The sequence below is a fragment of the Streptomyces sp. PT12 genome, assembly GCF_003311645.1.
Lineage (GTDB): Bacteria > Actinomycetota > Actinomycetes > Streptomycetales > Streptomycetaceae > Streptomyces.
The window spans coordinates 38211-55452 of the sequence record NZ_QEST01000014.1; the positions used below are offsets into that span (position 1 = coordinate 38211).

Consider the following 17242-nt stretch of genomic DNA (forward strand, 5'->3'; position numbering starts at 1 on the left):
GTCAGTCGTCGGGGTCCCCGGGCCCCTGATCCTGCGGGCCCTGGCCCTGGTCGCCTTCGGAAGGCCGCTTGCGTGGCCTGGTCCTTCCGCTGCCGGGATCGCGCAGATACGAGCCGCTGGCGTCCCCCGCCGACGGCTGCCCGTCCCTGCGGCGCAGATACCGTTCGAACTCCTTGGCGATCGCCTCGCCCGTGGCCTCCGGCAGGTCGGCGGTGTCCCTGGCCTCCTCGAGCGACTTGACGTAGTCCGCCACCTCGCTGTCCTCCGCGGCCAGTTGGTCCACGCCGATCTGCCACGCGCGGGCGTCGTCCGGCAGGTCGCCCATGGGGATGCCGAGGCCGAGCAGGTCCTCAAGCGAGTGCAGCAGCGCGAGCGACGCCTTGGGGTTGGGCGGCTGCGCGACATAGTGCGGAACGGCCGCCCACAGCGTCACCGCGGGCACCCCCGCGTGCGTGCACGCCTCCTGGAGGATCCCGACGATGCCGGTGGGCCCCTCGTACCGCGACTCCTCCAGGTCGAGGGTGCGCGCCAGGTCCTCGTCCGACGTCACGCTGGTGACGGGGACGGGACGGGTGTGCGGGGTGTCGCCGAGCAGCGCGCCGAGGACGACCACCATCTCCACGCCCAGCTCGTGGGCGAAGCCGAGGATTTCGTTGCAGAACGAGCGCCAGCGCATGCTCGGCTCGATGCCGCGGACCAGCACCAGGTCACGGCGCTTCACCGGGCCGTGCTCCGAGCCGATCCTGACCACGGACAGGCGGGTCGTGGGCCAGGTGACGCGGCGCACTCCGCCGTCGAGCCAGATGTGCGGGCGGTTGACCTGGAAGTCGTAGTAGTCCTCGGCGTCGAGCGCCGCGAACACCTCGCCCTTCCACTCCCGCTCCAGGTGCGCCACCGCGGCCGAGGCTGCGTCACCCGCGTCGTTCCAGCCCTCGAACGCGGCCACCATGACCGGGTCGACCAGCTCGGGAACCCCGTCGAGCTCGATCACCCAGCGCCTCCTCCCGGCCGGGTCGGGTGGGATGCCACGGCCCGGCTGCCGTAACTGTTCCGTGCGGGCCCCAGCCTACGGCGTGACCGTGCCCAACCAGCAGCCTTGCTACGCATGCGCACCGTCATCGCCCGTGACGGAGAGCGAGGGCGGGGGCGAGGAGGGGCCCAGCGCGCGGGCGGGCACCGGCCGGGAGGTGACCGGTGCCCGCTGCCTGGGAGGGCCTGGGAGGTGCGGCGTCAGTCGCCGTCCTCGAGCCAGCCCATCGTGCGGTCCACGGCCTTGCGCCAGTACGCGTACTCCTTGTCGCGCTCGGCCGGGTCCATGCCGGGGGTCCACTCGGCATCCTTGCGCCAGTTGGCCCGCAGGTCCTCGACGCTGGACCAGAACCCGACCGCGAGACCTGCGGCGTAGGCGGCGCCCAGGCTCGTCGTCTCGGCCACCTCGGGGCGCACCACGGGGACGTCGAGGAAGTCCGAAATGGTCTGCATCAGCAGGTCGTTGGCGACCATGCCGCCGTCCACCTTGAGCGACGTCAGCTTGGTGCCCGAGTCCTTCCGCATGGCGTCCACGATCTCCCTGGACTGCCACGCCGTGGCCTCGAGCACGGCCCTTGCGATGTGCGCCTTGGTGACGTAACGCGTCAGGCCCGCGATCACGCCCCTGGCGTCGGCGCGCCAGTGCGGCGCGAACAGGCCGGAGAACGCGGGGACGAAGTAGGCGCCGCCGTTGTCGTCGACCGTCCTGGCCAGGTCCTCGATCTCGGGCGCCGTCTTGATCAGGCCCAGCTGGTCGCGCATCCACTGCACGAGCGCGCCCGTGACGGCGATGGAGCCCTCCAGGGCGTACACCGGCGCCTGGTCGCCGATGCGGTAGCCCATGGTGGTGATGAGCCCGGCGTAGGAGTTGATGGCCTCGGTGCCGGTGTTCATCAGCAGGAACGTTCCTGTGCCATAGGTGGACTTGCCCTCGCCGACCGAGAAGCACGTCTGGCCGAACAGCGCCGCCTGCTGGTCGCCGAGCGCCGACGCGACCGGGACGCCGTCGAGCGCGCCGCCCTTGGCGTTGCCGTAGATCTCCGACGACGACCTGATCTCCGGCAGCACCGACGGCGGGACGCCAATGGCCTCGCACAGGCGCTCGTCCCAGCGCTGGGTGCGCAGGTCCATCAGCATCGTGCGGGAGGCGTTGGTGACATCCGTGACATGGACCCCGCCGTCGGCGCCGCCGGTCAGATTCCAGATGACCCAGGAGTCCATGGTCCCGAAGAGCAGCTCGCCCCGCTCGGCGCGCTGCCTGAGGCCCTCGACGTTGTCGAGGAGCCAGCGGACCTTGGGGCCAGCGAAGTACGCGGACAGCGGCAGCCCTGTCTGGCGGCGGAAGCGGTCCATGCCCTCGTCGCGGCCGAGCTCGCGGGTCAGCGCGTCGGTGCGGGTGTCCTGCCAGACGATCGCGTGGTGCACCGGGTCGCCGGTCGCCCTGTCCCACAGCATCGTGGTCTCGCGCTGGTTGGTGATGCCGATCGCCTTGACCTGCTCCTTGCCGATGCGAGCGCTCGCGAGGGCGCCCGCCATGACCTCCTGGACGTTGGTCCAGATCTCGGCGGCGTCGTGTTCGACCCAGCCGGGCCTGGGCAGGTACTGCTCGTGCTCCTTCTGGGCGACGGAGATGACGTGTCCGTCGCGGTCGAAGATCAGGCAGCGGCTCGAGGTGGTGCCCTGGTCGATGGCGGCGATGTACTCGTTGGTGGCGATGGCGTCGGTCATACAGCGGCTCCTGATCGGGTCCGGGCGGCTTCAGGGGGCAGAACGGCGTGGTACGCGTGCCGGTCGCGACGGTGCCGGTCCCCGGCCGACAGTCGGCCGACGTTCGACAATGCCGACCATGGCACGGCAGTTTTCTCCTCGGTGACGACCGCCGTCAAGGGTCGTGCGACAGATAACGCTCGGGTGTGCCTGGATTGTCCTAGAAGCGCCCGGCTCCCAGCTCGCGCGACACGGAACGCGCACAGTCCCTGACGGCCGCGACCAGCCAGGGCCGCGGCTCCCCGTCCGCGAGCACCCGCTCGACCGCCCCGGTGATGCCCACCGCGCCCACGGCCGCCCTCCCGCGGTCGACGACGGGCGCCGCGATCGACGCCACGCCGTCCCATGTCTCGCCCACGTCACTCGCCCAGCCCCTGGCGCGCACCCGATCGAGATCGGCGCCGAACCGCGCCGGATCCACCACCGTCAGCTCGGTGAACGCCTCAAGCGCCCCCCTCGACGCCTCGGCCCGCACGGCCGGGTCCCACGCCGCGAGCGCCTTGCCGAGCGCGGTGCTGTGCAACGGGTGCAACGCGCCCACCTCGGGCACCTGGCGGCTGTCGTCGGGCCTGAAGACGTGGTGCAGCAGCAGCACCCCGCGCCCGTGCGGCACCCCGAGGTAGGCGCTCTCCCGCGTGGCGCGCGCCAGGTCGTCGGTCCACACCAGCGCCCGAGCGCGCAGCTCGTGGGTGTCCAGGTAGCCGCTGCCGAGGCGCAGCAGCTCGGCGCCGAGCTGGTACCTGCCGCTCGCCGGGTCCTGCTCGACCAGGCCCTCCTTGGCCAGGGTCCGCAGCAGCCCGTGCGTGGTGCCCTTGGCGAGCCCGATGGCCGAGGCGATGTCGGTGAGCCCGAGCCGCCGCTCGCCGCCGGCGAGCAGCCGCAGCACCGCGGCGGCGCGCTCGAGCGACTGGATGCTCCGCGCCATGTCCTGCCTCCTGTCCGCCCTCGATGACCGAGAGAGTTCGGCAATGCCGAACGATAGCGGACGATGCCGATTGATGGCGGGTAACGGGCGCATCGGGAGCGCGCACGCCGCCGTGATGTCTCCCCCCGCGGGCGCCAAGGCCGTTAGGCTGATTCGGTGCGCTTCGTCACGACGCGCATAGCCGACAGCCGTCGCACCCCAGGGAGCATGCCCATGGCCTCGTCCAGCCCGCCCTTCGCGCCCCCCGCCGAGCGAGCCGCCGCGCTCAGGGAGGCCCTCGCCTCCCGCGTCGTCGTCGCCGACGGCGGCATGGGCACGATGCTCCAGGCGCAGGAGCCGACGCTCGATGACTTCCAGCAGCTTGAAGGGTGCAACGAGGTCCTCAACGTCACCCGCCCCGACATCGTCGCCTCCGTCCACCGCGCCTACTTCGAGGCGGGTGTCGACTGCGTCGAGACCAACACCTTCGGCGCCAACCTCTCCGCCCTCGGCGAGTACGAGATCCCCGAGCGCATCGCCGAGCTCTCGGCCGCCGGCGCGCGCGTCGCCCGCGAGACCGCCGACGCGTTCGCCGCCGACGACGGCCGCCCCCGCTGGGTGCTCGGCTCGATCGGCCCCGGCACCAAGCTGCCCAGCCTCGGCCACATCGCCTACCCGGCCCTGCGCGACGCCTACCAGCGCAACGCCGAGGGCCTGATCGAGGGCGGCGCCGACGCGCTGCTCGTGGAGACCAGCCAGGACCTGCTCCAGACCAAGGCCGCCGTCCTCGGCGCTAGGCGCGCCCTGAGCGCGGCGGGCGCCGACCTACCGTTGATCGTCCAGGTCACGGTCGAGACGACCGGCACGATGCTGCTCGGCTCCGAGATCGGCGCCGCGCTCACCTCGCTTGAGCCGCTCGGCATCGACATGGTCGGCCTCAACTGCGCGACCGGCCCCGCCGAGATGAGCGAGCACCTGCGCTATCTCGCCCGGCACGCCCGCGTCCCGCTGTCCTGCATGCCCAACGCCGGGCTGCCCGTCCTCGGCAAGGACGGCGCGCACTACCCCCTGGGCCCCGCGGAGCTTGCGGACGCGCACGAGGCGTTCATCGGCGAGTTCGGCCTCTCGCTCGTCGGCGGCTGCTGCGGCACCACGCCCGAGCACCTGCGCCAGGTGGTGGAGCGGGTCACCGACCTGCGCCCCGCGCCCCGCGACCCCAGCCCCGAGCCGGGGGCCTCGTCGCTCTACCAGACGGTGCCGTTTCGCCAGGACACCTCCTATCTGGCCATCGGCGAGCGGACGAACGCCAACGGCTCGAAGAAGTTCCGCGAGGCGATGCTCGCGGGGCGCTGGGACGAGTGCGTGGAGATGGCGCGCGGTCAGATCCGCGAGGGCGCCCACATGCTCGACCTGTGCGTGGACTACGTCGGCAGGGACGGCGTCGCCGACATGGCCGAGCTGGCGGGCCGCTTCGCCACCGCGTCGACGCTGCCGATCGTGCTGGACTCCACCGAGCCCGCCGTCCTCGAGGCGGGCCTGGAGAAGCTGGGCGGCCGGGCCGTGATCAACTCCGTGAACTACGAGGACGGCGACGGCCCCGACTCCCGTTTCGCCAGGGTCACCCGCCTTGCCACCGAGCACGGCGCCGCGCTCATGGCCCTGACGATCGACGAGGAGGGCCAGGCCAGGACGCCCGAGCACAAGGTCGCCATTGCCGAACGCCTGATCGCCGACCTCACCGCGAACTGGGGCGTGGCGAAGCCCGACATCATCATCGACTGCCTCACCTTCACCATCTGTACCGGCCAGGAGGAGTCCCGCAGGGACGGCCTCCACACGATCGAGGCCATCCGCGAGCTCAAGCGCCGCCACCCCGAGGTGCAGACCACCCTGGGCCTGTCCAACATCTCCTTCGGCCTCAACCCCGCCGCCAGGCTCGTGCTCAACTCCGTCTTCCTCGACGAGTGCGTCAAGGCCGGGCTCGACTCCGCCATCGTGCACGCTGCCAAGATCCTGCCGATCGCCAGGATCGACGCCGAGCAGGTCGAGGCCGCCCTCGACCTCATCTACGACCGGCGCACCCCCGACCACGACCCGCTCCAGCGCTTCCTTCAGCTGTTCGAGGGCGTGGACGCCAGGTCGATGCGCGCGGGCAAGACCGAAGAGCTGCTCGCGCTGCCCCTCGACGAGCGCCTTCAGCGCCGGATCATCGACGGCGAGCGCAAGGGCCTCGAGGCCGACCTCGACGAGGCGCTGACCGAACGCCCCGCGCTCGACATCGTCAACGACACGCTGCTGTCCGGCATGAAGGTCGTGGGCGAGCTGTTCGGCTCGGGGCAGATGCAGCTGCCGTTCGTCCTCCAGTCCGCAGAGGTGATGAAGGCGGCCGTGGCCCACCTCGAGCCGCACATGGAGAAGTCGGGCGACGACGGCAAGGGCACCATCGTGCTGGCCACCGTCCGCGGCGACGTCCACGACATCGGCAAGAACCTGGTGGACATCATCCTGACCAACAACGGCTACAACGTGGTCAACCTCGGCATCAAACAGCCGGTCTCCGCCATCCTCGACGCCGCGAAGGAGCACCGGGCCGACGTCATCGGCATGTCGGGCCTGCTGGTGAAGTCCACGGTGATCATGAAGGAGAACCTGGAGGAGCTCAACCGCCGCGGCATGGCGGCCGACTACCCCGTCATCCTGGGCGGCGCCGCCCTCACCCGCGCCTATGTCGAGCAGGACCTGCACGAGATCTACCGCGGCGAGGTCCGCTACGCCCGCGACGCGTTCGAGGGGCTGCGGCTGATGGACGCCCTGGTCGCCGTCAAGCGAGGCGTCCCAGGGGCGACGCTCCCCGAGCTCAAGCCGCGCCGCGTCGCCCGCCGTCCGGCCCCGCTGCCCGAGGCCGACGGCGGCGACGGCGCACCGGTCCGCTCCGAGACCGCCACCGATGTCCCCATCCCCACCCCGCCGTTCCTGGGCACGCGCGTCGTCAAGGGCATCCCGCTCAAGGACTACGCGGAGTGGCTGGACGAGGACGCGCTGTTCAAGGGGCAGTGGGGCCTGAAGGCCGCCAGGACCGGCGAGGGGCCCGACTACGCCGAGCTGGTCGAGACCGAGGGCAGGCCAAGACTGCGCGGCTGGCTCGACCGGCTGCACACCGACAACCTCCTGGAGGCGGCCGTCGTCCACGGCTACTTCCCGTGCCACGCCGAGGGCGACGACCTGGTGATCCTGGACGAGGAGGGCAAGGAGCGCACCCGCTTCACCTTCCCGCGCCAGCGCCGCGGCCGCCGGCTGTGCCTGGCCGACTTCTTCCGCCCCGCCGAGTCGGGCGAGACGGATGTCGTCGCCCTCCAGACCGTGACCATCGGCCCCCGGGTGAGCGAGGCGACCGCCGAGCTGTTCGCGGCCGACTCCTACCGCGACTACCTGGAGCTGCACGGCCTGTCCGTCCAGCTCGCCGAGGCGCTGGCCGAGTACTGGCACGCCAGGGTCCGCGCGGACCTGGGCATCGGGGGCAACGACCCCGCGGGCCTGGACGGGATGTTCCGCACCGAGTACCAGGGCTGCCGCTACTCCCTCGGCTACCCCGCCTGCCCCGACCTGGAGGACCGCGCCAAGATCGCCGAGCTGCTCGGCTCCGAGCGCATCGGCGTCACGCTCTCCGAGGAGTTCCAGCTGCACCCCGAGCAGTCCACGGACGCCATCGTCCTTCACCATCCGGAAGCCAACTATTTCAACGCTCGTTGATCTGTCCGGGTGATATGGCCCGGGCGGCTTCCCGAGCGCCGACGTAGACTGATCGGTCCGGTACAGGCCGGTCGCCCCCACAGGGGTGACCGGCCTGCGCGTCCCTTGTGGACTTGTGGAGGTGTGCGGATGACGAGTTCCCTGCCCGCCATGGACGTCAGGGCGCCGTACGAGGGCGGCCCGCAGGCCGTGCTGCTCGACATGGACGGCACGCTGGTGGACACCGAGGGCTTCTGGTGGGACGCCGAGGTCGAGGTCTTCGGCGCCCTGGGACACGAGCTGGCCGACGAGCACCGCGAGGTGGTGGTCGGCGGCCCCATGACCCGCAGCGCCGGGTACCTCATCGAGGTCACCGGTGCCGACATCACCCTGGACGAGCTGAGCGTGCTGCTCAACGCCGGCTTTCTGCGCCGCCTCGAGCGCGGCGTTCCGCTGATGCCGGGGGCTCGGCGGCTGCTGACCGAGCTGGCCGCCCACCGGGTGCCCACCGCCCTGGTCTCCGCGTCCCACCGGACCGTCATCGAGCGCATGCTGGTCTCTCTCGGCCCCGAGCACTTCGCGCTCACCGTCGCGGGCGACGAGGTGCCGCGCACCAAGCCGCACCCCGACCCGTACCTCGCCGCGGCCGCGGGCCTTGGCGCCGACCCCGCGCGCTGCGTCGCCATCGAGGACACCGCCACCGGCGTGGCATCCGCCGAGGCGGCCGGCTGCCGCGTCATTGCCGTTCCCTCGGTGGCCCCCGTCCCCGCCGCCTCGGGGCGCACGGTCGTGGACTCGCTCGAGCGGGTCGACCTCCCCCTGCTGCGCTCCCTCGTGGCCCGTGATGTTTCTCACCTGAGGAATGGGGTTTCGGCGGACTAGGGTCATGGCGGCCGGTCCCGCAGCGAGGATAAGAGGAAGACGCGTGAGGCGACGAGGTGCGTTGGCGCCACTCCCGACGGCTCTCGGGCTTGTCACGGCCCTGCTGCTCGGCGGCTGCGGCCTCACCGGCGACGACGGCCCGGGCGACGACGAGAGAGTGGTCGTCGGGATGACCGACGAGGTGCTGGCCACCGATCCGGCCTCGGGCTACGACCCCGGCTCGTGGCTGGTGTTCAACAACGTCTTCCAGTCGCTGCTCAGCTTCCCGCCCGGCGGGACCGAGCCGCAGCCCGAGGCCGCCAGGTCCTGCGGCTTCACCGACCGGGTCAGCCAGCGCTTCACGTGCACCCTGCGCGAGGACCTGACCTTCAGCAACGGGCACGAGCTGACCTCGCGCGACGTCAAGTTCTCCTTCGACCGCACCCTGGGCATCAACGACCCCGACGGGCCCGCCGTGATGCTCTCCACGATCGACCGAATAGAGACGCCGGACGACCGCACCGTCACGTTCCACCTCAACCAGCCCGACGCCACCTTCCCCCAGAAGATCGCCTCGGGCGCAGGGTCCATCGTGGACCACCGCTCCTACCCCGCGGACGAGCTGCGCACCGACGGCGAGGCCGTCGGCTCCGGCGTCTACACCCTGGAGAGCTACGGCGACGGCGAGGCCGTCTTCGCCGCCAACGACGACTACCAGGGCCCGGCCGAGCCGAAGAACGCCGAGGTCACCCTGCGCCTCTTCCACGGCGACCAGCAGGCCCTCAAGACGGCTGTGGAGAACGGCGAGGTCGATGTCGCCTACCGCGGCCTGGCCGCGAGCGACATCGCGGAGCTGGAGAGCTCGACCATCGCGGGCGGCAGCCGCGTCAAGGTCGTGGACGGCACGAGCGCCGAGGTCCAGCATCTGGTGTTCAACATGGACGACCCCGTGACGGGCGACATCGGCGTCCGCCGCGCCATCGCCCACCTCATCGACCGCGGCACCCTCACCCGCGACGTCTACCGGCGCACCGCCGAGCCGCTGTACTCCGTCGTCCCGGTCGGCATCACCGGCCACAACACCGCGTTCTTCGACACCTACGGCGACCTCCCGCGCCCCGACCTCGCCGAGGAGGCCCTGCGCGACGCGGGCCACACCGACCCCGTGGAGCTGACCCTGTGGGTCACCCCCGCGCGGTTCGGCCCCGACACCGAGGCGGCGTTCGAGTACATCGCCGACCAGCTCAACGCCAGCGGCCTGTTCGACGCGTCGGTGCGCAGCGTTCCGGCCGACGAGTTCGCCGAGGGCGTCAGCAACGGCGACTACGGCGCCTATGTCCGCGGCTGGGTGCCCGACTACCCCGACCCCGACAACTTCACGGCCCCCTTCTTCGGCGAGGGCAACGTCCTGGAGAACAACTACGAGTCCCCCCGCATCACCGACGAGCTGATCCCGCGCACCGAGCAGGAGAGCGACCGCGGCCAGACCGTCGAGGACTTCGCCACGCTCCAGGACATCGTCGCCGACGAGCTGCCGCTGATCCCGCTCTGGCAGGGCAAGCAGTACGCCGTCGCCGCGGACGACATCGACGGCCTCCAGTGGACCCTGGACGCCTCCACCGTCTTCCGCTTCTGGGAGATCGGCAAGTCCGAGTCCTGAGGGCGCCCTTGAGCGCACCGGGCCCGGCCCGGGCACCCGCTCAACTGCCCGGGCGCACCAGGCCGCTCTCGTAGGCGAACACCGCGGCTTGCACCCGGTCGCGCAGCCCCAACTTGGTGAGCACATGGCCCACATGGGTCTTCACCGTCGTCTCGCTGACGAAGAGGTCGGCGGCGATCTCGGCGTTCGACAGGCCGCGCGCCACGAGCTTCAGCACCTCGACCTCGCGCTCCGTCAGCGTGCTCAGCGCGTCGGGCACGGACTCCTCGCCCGATGGCAGCTTCCCCGCGTACATGTCGAGCAGCCGCCGCGTCACGCTCGGCGCCAGCATCGCCTCGCCCGCCGCCACCACCCGGATCGCCTGCACCAGCTCACCTGCGGGCGCGTCCTTGAGCAGAAAGCCGCTGGCCCCCGCCCGCAGCGCCTCCACGACGTACTCGTCCAGGTCGAACGTGGTCAGCACGAGCACCTTCGCCGGGCCGTCCTTCTCCGGCCCCGTGATGCGCCGCGTCGCCTCCACCCCGTCCATCCGCGGCATCCGGATGTCCATCAGCACCACGTCGGGCTGCAACGCCCGCACCTGGTCGAGCGCCTGCACCCCGTCCCCTGCCTCCCCGACGACGGCCAGGTCGTGCTCCGCCTCCAGGATCATCCGGAATCCGGTGCGCAGCAGCGGCTGGTCGTCGACCAGCAGAACGCGGATCGGCAGCACGGGGTCGCCCTTCGCTCGGGGGTACGGCGCGGGTCACTCGGGACCGCGCACCATTCTCGCTCACCCCCCTCCCTCCGCCGTCCCCGCCTCCGCCGCCCCCGCCCGGGCGCGGTCGTCCAGCGGCAGCCTTGGCTGGATCATCAGCGGATAGGGCGGGGGAGTGCCGCCGAACTCGGGGCAAAGGGCCCGGTGGTCGCACCAGTCGCACAGCCGCCCGCGCCTCGGCCGCCAGTCGCCCGTCTCGGTCGCGTGGCGGATGGCGTCCCACAGCGCGAGCAGCTTCCGCTCCACGCTCCGCAGGTCCGCCTCCTGCGGGTCGTACGTCAGCACGTCCCCGCTGCCGAGATACACCAGCTGGAGCCGCCGCGGCACGGCGCCCCGCAGCCGCCACAGCACCAGCGCGTAGAACTTCATCTGGAACAGCGCCTCGCCCGCGAACTCCGAGCGCGGCGCCTTCCCCGTCTTGTAGTCCACGACGCGGACCTCGCCCGTCGGCGCGATGTCCACCCGGTCGATGACGCCCCGCAGCCGCAGCCCCGACTCCAGGCGCGTCTCCACGAACAACTCGCGCTCCGCGGGCTCGAGACGCGTCGGGTCCTCCAGCGAGAACCACCGCTCGACCAGCTCCTCGGCCCCCGTCAGCCACTCGGCGAGCCGCGCCCCGTCGATCCCCCCCTCCTCCCCCCCCTCCTCCCCGCCGTCCTCACCCGAACCGGTGAACAGGCGGGCCAGCTCGGGACGCTTGGCCAGCAGCCGCTCCCACTCGCCCACCACGAGCGAACGCGCCCGCCGCACGCTGCGCCGCGCCGCCGGAACGTCGAAGACCCGCTCGAGCACGGCGTGCACGACCGTCCCCCTGGTAGCCGCGGCGTTCGGCTCCTCCGGCAGTTTGTCGATCACCCGGAAGCGGTACAGCAGGGGACACCGCATGAAATCGGCGGCCCTCGACGGCGAAAGCGAGTCAGGAGGCGTGGCGGCGGACCCAGTCATGGAGCGAACCCTACGGCGCGTCACTGACACTCAGCGGCATACCATCGACTCCGGGCCCGCACGCACGATGAGGGTTCGGGCGCGAGGCAACGAGGGGAACTGGTGGGAGAATCCGACGACGACCGGACGCCGCCCTCCGAAGGGCGGCAGGGCCAGGAGGGCACACCGCGGCGCCCCCAGGAGCCGGCCGAGCCGGTCGACCCGGCCCAGCCCACGCCGGGCAAGGAGCCGGTGCCGCCGAAGGAGAAGGAGGCGGGCGGCGGCATCCTCATGGGCCGCGTCTTCGGCGTCCCGGTCTATGTCGCCCCCAGCTGGTTCCTGGTCGCCGCGCTGATCACCTGGTTCTTCGGGAACCAGCTCGACCGCGTGCTGCCCGAGCTCGGCATCGGCCGCTACCTGGTCTCCCTCTTCTTCGCCGTCGCCTTCTACGCCTCCGTGCTGGTCCACGAGCTGGCCCACACGTTCGCCGCCATCCGCTTCGACCTGCCGGTGCGCCGCATCCAGCTCCAGTTCTTCGGCGGCGTCTCCGAGATCGAGAAGGAGTCCCAGACCCCGGGCCGCGAGTTCGTCCTCGCCGGGGTCGGGCCGCTGCTCTCCCTGGTCCTCGCCGGCGCCTTCTGGCTCGGCATGCTCACCGTCGAGTCCGGCACCGTCCCAGGCGTCCTGCTCGCGGGCCTGATGATCTCCAACCTCATCGTCGCCGCGTTCAACCTCCTGCCGGGGCTCCCCCTCGACGGCGGCCGCATGCTGCGTGCCGTCGTGTGGAAGGTCTCGGGCAGCCCCATGACCGGCACGGTCGCCGCCGCGTGGTCGGGCCGCGTCCTGGCCGTCGCCGTCCTCGTCGGCTTCCCCCTCGCCACCCACATGGGCAACGTCACCGACCGCGGCTCGTTCACCGGCCTCGAGTCGCTGACGGACGCGCTGCTCGCCGCCATCCTCGCCGCCATCATCTGGACCGGCGCCGGGAACAGCCTGCGCATGGCCAGGCTGCGCGAGCGCCTGCCCGCGCTCAACGCCCGCGCCCTCACCCGCAGGGCCGTCCCCGTCACCGGCGAGACCCCGCTGTCCGAGGCGCTGCGCCGGGCCAACGACTCGGGCGCCCGCGCCCTCGTGGTCGTGGACCCCGACGGCAGCCCGGTGGCGGTCGTGCGGGAGGCGGGCATCGCGGGCGTCCCCCAGCACCGCCGCCCCTGGGTCCAGGTCGGCACCCTCGCCCAGGACCTGGCCGACGGCATGCGGCTGTCGGCCGACCTGTCGGGCGAGAGCCTGCTGGACCACCTCAGGGCCACCCCGGCCACCGAGTACCTGGTGGTCGAGGACACCGGAGAGATCTACGGCGTGCTGTCCACGAGCGACGTGGAACGCGCGTTCATCGACGCCATGGCCCGTCCATCGCCGTCCCCGAGGCCGCGCTCGTCGCCCTGACCACCTCCTCGGATTCGGCCGTCAACTCCGCCTGGACTAGGCTGTCCGCATGTCCGAACCGACCGGTGCAGCCCGCCGTCGCGGGCCCTTCAAGGTCGGGGACCAGGTCCAGCTCACCGACCCCAAGGGCCGCCACTACACGTTCACGCTCGAAGCCGGGAAGAGCTTCCACACCCACAAGGGCGCCTTCCCCCACGACGAGCTGATCGGCGCCCCCGAGGGGACCGTCGTCCGCACCACCGGAAACGTCGCCTACCTCGCGCTGCGCCCCCTGCTCCCCGACTATGTCCTGTCCATGCCGCGCGGCGCCGCCGTCGTCTACCCCAAGGACGCCGGGCAGATCCTCGCCATGGCCGACATCTTCCCCGGCGCGCGCGTCGTCGAGGCGGGCGTCGGCTCGGGGTCGCTCAGCACGTTCCTGCTGCGCGCCATCGGCGACCAGGGCATGCTGCACTCCTACGAGCGCAGGGCGGACTTCGCCGAGATCGCCCAGGAGAACGTCGCCCGGTACTTCGGAGGCCCGCACCCCGCCTGGCAGTTGACCGTGGGCGACCTCCAGGACCACCTCTCCGACACCGACGTGGACCGCGTCATCCTGGACATGCTCGCGCCCTGGGAGTGCCTTGACGCCGTCTCCAAGGCCCTCGTGCCAGGCGGCATCGTGTGCGCCTACGTCGCGACCACGACGCAGCTGGCCAGGACGGTGGAGACGATCCGCGAGCACGGCACGTTCAACGAGCCGCGCGCGTGGGAGACCATGGTCCGCACATGGCACGTCGAGGGCCTGGCCGTCCGCCCCGACCACCGCATGATCGGGCACACCGGCTTCCTGCTGACCGCCCGCCGCCTCGCCGACGGCGTTACCCCGCCGCTGCGCCGCCGCCGCCCCGCGCCCGGGGCGTACGGCGCGGACTACACGGGGCCCGGCTCCGGCAGCGGCGAGCGGGCAGAGACGGATTGATCGACCCCCCGCCGGACGGCCGCGGTGTGACGTGTGGCACGATTCCGTGCGCGTTCCCTTGCCCACCCCGCGCTCCTGAGGGAGTCACCGCGTGCAGCTTCCGGCAGGCCAGGACCTTCCCCACACCCGCGCCCGCGCCGTTCACTGGCTGACCACCGCCGCCGTTCTCGCGGCCGCGACGGTCGTGGCGGCGATGATCGAGCCCTCGGGCGCCACGGCCACCGCCACCGCGAGCGGCGAACGGGGCCCCGAGCGGGGAGCCGCCGCCCCCACCCCCGGCCCCGACGCCGAGGCGGCCGAGTACCCCCTGGACTGCGGCCCGCTCGGCGTCGTGGTGAGCGACCAGGCGTCCGTCGACCTCGACGGCGACGGAACGGGCGAGACGGTGGCCGTCGTCCACTGCGACGCCGGCTCCGGAACGCCCCCGCACGGCGTGTACCTGCTCGGCCACGGGGAGGGCGAGGGCGCGGCGCCGCGCGTCACCGAGACGCTCGTGGACCCGGCAGAGCGGATGAACGTCGACAGGTTCGAGGCGGACGACGACGCCGTCGCGCTGCGCCTGTACGGCTACTCCTCGCCCGATGTGCCCAGTTGCTGCCCCGACATGCAGCGCGACGTCAGCTGGTCGTGGCGGGACGGTGCACTGACCCTGGACGTCGCACCGCCGCCCAACAGCGTGTGAGCGCCGGGCCGCTGGGCGCGGTCAGGCCGCCTCGGGGCCGTACACCTCGGTGCCGTCGGCGACCCGGCGCACATGGATGCACTGCCCGGGACAGTCCTTCACCGAGTCGGTCACGTCCCGCAGCAGCGGCAGCGGAATGGGCGCGGTGGCCCCCGGCTCGGTGAGCAGGTCGGCCTCCTCGCCCGGCGCCACGGGCGGCTTCACATAGGCGAGTCCGTCGATGTCGAGCTCGAACACGTCCGGCGCGTACTGTGCGCAGATCCCGTCCCCGGTGCACAGGTCCTGATCGATCCAGACCTCGAGCTCGTCAGTGGCTTCGTTCGGCACGGTCATGCGTCTACCGTTCCTCGTCGGGGGAAACGTCGGGGGGAAACGTCGGGGGGAAACGTCAGGGGGAACATCGGGCGCGAAACAAAGAGAGCCATCCACGCCGGGTGTTGACCGCTTACGACCATACAGCGGGCCGCTTTCCCACCGTGCGGGGTGGGTATTTCCCTGGCGTGAGGGAGTGCGCAAGGGTGAAGATCGGACACGCCCCGACCGTCTTTGTGATCTAGGGGTTTCGAACTGCACCGGTCCAGGTAGGGTCTGGAAGCGTCCAGCTCCCCTTGGAGGAGGTGAGGACCCGTGGTATCCCAGAACGACGACAGCAACCGCGGCATCCGGCCTGGTCGAGGTTCAGACGACCCGACCCGGCAGGTTGCCGACCTTGAGCAGGAGATCACCGTCCTGCGCCGCAAGCTGGCCGACTCTCCGCGGCACACTCGGATTCTCGAGGAGCGGATTGTCGAGCTCCAGACCAATCTGGCCGGTGTCTCCGCGCAGAACGAGCGCCTGGCGAGCACGCTGCGCGAGGCGCGGGACCAGATCGTCGCCCTCAAGGAGGAAGTCGACCGGCTCGCCCAGCCGCCCTCCGGGTTCGGTGTGTTCCTGGCCGCGAACGACGACGGCACGGCCGACATCTTCACGGGCGGCCGCAAGCTGCGGGTCAACGTCAGCCCGAGCATCGACCTCGACGAGTTGAGGCGCGGCCAGGAGGTCATGCTCAACGAGGCGATGAACGTGGTCGCGGCCATGGAGTTCGAGAGCGCCGGGGACATCGTCACCCTCAAGGAGGTCCTGGAGGACGGCGAACGCGCCCTGGTCGTCGGGCACACCGACGAGGAGCGGGTGGTCAAGCTCGCGCAGCCGCTGATGGACGCGACCCTGCGCGCGGGCGACGCCCTCCTCCTCGAGCCCCGCTCCGGCTACGTCTACGAGGTCGTGCCCAAGAGCGAGGTCGAGGAGCTGGTCCTCGAAGAGGTGCCGGACATCGACTACACGCAGATCGGCGGCCTCGGCGGCCAGATCGAGCTGATCCGCGACGCGGTCGAGCTGCCCTATCTGCACCCCGACCTCTTCCGCGAGCACGAGCTGCGCCCGCCCAAGGGCGTCCTGCTCTACGGCCCGCCCGGCTGCGGCAAGACGCTCATCGCCAAGGCCGTCGCCAACTCACTGGCCAAGAAGGTCGCCGAGGTTACGGGACGGCCCGCGGGGAAGAGCTTCTTCCTCAACATCAAGGGCCCCGAGCTGCTCAACAAGTACGTCGGCGAGACCGAGCGGCACATCCGCCTGGTCTTCCAGCGGGCCCGCGAGAAGGCGAGCGAGGGCGTGCCCGTCATCGTCTTCTTCGACGAGATGGACTCCCTCTTCCGCACCCGGGGCTCGGGCGTCAGCTCGGACGTGGAGAACACCATCGTTCCGCAGCTGCTCTCCGAGATCGACGGGGTGGAGGGCCTGGAGAACGTCATCGTGATCGGCGCCTCCAACCGCGAGGACATGATCGACCCGGCGATCCTGCGCCCGGGCCGCCTCGATGTGAAGATCAAGATCGAGCGCCCTGACGCCGAGGCCGCCCGTGACATCTTCTCCAAGTACCTCACCTCGAGGCTGCCGTTGCACTCCGACGACCTGTCGGAGCACAACGACAGCCGTGAGGTCACCGTCCAGAGCATGATCCAGACGGTCGTGGAGCAGATGTACGCCGAGTCCGAGGAGAACCGCTTCCTCGAGGTCACCTACGCCAACGGTGACAAGGAGGTCCTGTACTTCAAGGACTTCAACTCCGGCGCCATGATCCAGAACATCGTGGACCGGGCGAAGAAGATGGCGATCAAGGACTTCCTCGACCACCGCCAGAAGGGCCTGCGCGTCTCCCACCTGCTCTCCGCCTGCGTGGACGAGTTCAAGGAGAACGAGGACCTGCCCAACACCACCAACCCCGACGACTGGGCCCGCATCTCCGGCAAGAAGGGCGAGCGCATCGTGTTCATCCGCACGCTCGTCACCGGGAAGCAGGGCGGGGACACCGGTCGCTCGATCGACACGGTGGCGAACACCGGTCAATACCTGTAGTGCATGACACATCGGCTGCGGGGCACGCGAAGGCGGGCTCCGCAGCCGTTCGTTTCCGAAACAGTCCTGAAGGAAACCCGCAGTGACCTCCTCACCGCAGCCCGTGTCGCCTAGGCTCGTAGCCAGCG

Annotated in this window: 13 protein-coding genes; 7 read left to right on the forward strand and 6 right to left on the reverse strand. The window is 71.3% G+C overall.

The features are described from left to right. Window position 1: 1 nt before the first annotated feature. The 3 genes from DEH69_RS00930 to DEH69_RS00940 all read right to left on the reverse strand — a co-directional run bounded on the left by DEH69_RS00930 (window position 2) and on the right by DEH69_RS00940 (window position 3721). The gene (locus tag DEH69_RS00930; protein WP_113684923.1) at window positions 2-991 is read right to left on the reverse strand and encodes a PAC2 family protein; all 990 of its coding nucleotides are present in this window, start codon (window positions 989-991) and stop codon (window positions 2-4) included. Window positions 992-1230: 239 nt separating this feature from the next. Beyond that, window positions 1231-2757 (reverse strand): glycerol kinase GlpK, encoded by a 1527-nt coding sequence (gene glpK / locus DEH69_RS00935; protein WP_113684924.1) that lies wholly within the window; start codon window positions 2755-2757, stop codon window positions 1231-1233. Between the two features lie 199 nt (window positions 2758-2956). Further along, entirely contained in the window at window positions 2957-3721 is a 765-nt protein-coding gene (locus DEH69_RS00940) for an IclR family transcriptional regulator (RefSeq protein ID WP_113684925.1), read from the reverse strand. Window positions 3722-3934: 213 nt separating this feature from the next. On the opposite strand from DEH69_RS00940, the gene metH reads away from it, so the two are divergent. From metH to DEH69_RS00955, 3 genes are all read left to right on the forward strand, one after another. Next, window positions 3935-7450 carry a methionine synthase gene (gene metH / locus DEH69_RS00945; protein ID WP_113684926.1) on the forward strand — a complete coding sequence of 1172 codons (3516 nt, stop codon included), beginning with the start codon at window positions 3935-3937 and terminating at the stop codon, window positions 7448-7450. 129 nt (window positions 7451-7579) lie between these two features. Further along, window positions 7580-8311 (forward strand): HAD family phosphatase, encoded by a 732-nt coding sequence (locus DEH69_RS00950; RefSeq protein ID WP_113684927.1) that lies wholly within the window; start codon window positions 7580-7582, stop codon window positions 8309-8311. A 100-nt stretch (window positions 8312-8411) separates the two neighbouring features. Next, entirely contained in the window at window positions 8412-9950 is a 1539-nt protein-coding gene (locus tag DEH69_RS00955; RefSeq protein WP_258534372.1) for an ABC transporter substrate-binding protein, read from the forward strand. Between the two features lie 40 nt (window positions 9951-9990). On the opposite strand, the gene DEH69_RS00960 is transcribed toward DEH69_RS00955, so the two are convergent. Both DEH69_RS00960 and DEH69_RS00965 read right to left on the reverse strand, forming a co-directional pair. Then, complete coding sequence (locus tag DEH69_RS00960) at window positions 9991-10659, reverse strand: response regulator transcription factor (protein WP_113685113.1); 669 nt, start codon at window positions 10657-10659, stop codon at window positions 9991-9993. Between the two features lie 63 nt (window positions 10660-10722). Continuing rightward, window positions 10723-11652 (reverse strand): PD-(D/E)XK nuclease family protein, encoded by a 930-nt coding sequence (locus DEH69_RS00965; RefSeq protein WP_113684929.1) that lies wholly within the window; start codon window positions 11650-11652, stop codon window positions 10723-10725. A 102-nt stretch (window positions 11653-11754) separates the two neighbouring features. Here DEH69_RS00965 and DEH69_RS00970 point away from each other — a divergent pair, with 102 nt between their 5' ends. From DEH69_RS00970 to DEH69_RS00980, 3 genes are all read left to right on the forward strand, one after another. Then, window positions 11755-13077, forward strand: a complete 1323-nt coding sequence (locus DEH69_RS00970) for a site-2 protease family protein (protein ID WP_258534354.1) — start codon at window positions 11755-11757, stop codon at window positions 13075-13077. 49 nt (window positions 13078-13126) lie between these two features. Beyond that, window positions 13127-14038: a tRNA (adenine-N1)-methyltransferase gene (locus DEH69_RS00975; RefSeq protein ID WP_113684930.1), complete on the forward strand. Its 912-nt coding sequence runs from the start codon at window positions 13127-13129 to the stop codon at window positions 14036-14038. A gap of 91 nt (window positions 14039-14129) precedes the next feature. Then, the gene (locus DEH69_RS00980) at window positions 14130-14720 is read left to right on the forward strand and encodes a hypothetical protein (RefSeq protein WP_113684931.1); all 591 of its coding nucleotides are present in this window, start codon (window positions 14130-14132) and stop codon (window positions 14718-14720) included. 21 nt (window positions 14721-14741) lie between these two features. On the opposite strand, the gene DEH69_RS00985 is transcribed toward DEH69_RS00980, so the two are convergent. Next, entirely contained in the window at window positions 14742-15053 is a 312-nt protein-coding gene (locus DEH69_RS00985; protein WP_113684932.1) for a ferredoxin, read from the reverse strand. A 294-nt stretch (window positions 15054-15347) separates the two neighbouring features. Here DEH69_RS00985 and arc point away from each other — a divergent pair, with 294 nt between their 5' ends. After that, window positions 15348-17114, forward strand: a complete 1767-nt coding sequence (gene arc, locus DEH69_RS00995; protein WP_113684933.1) for a proteasome ATPase — start codon at window positions 15348-15350, stop codon at window positions 17112-17114. Window positions 17115-17242: the final 128 nt, after the last annotated feature.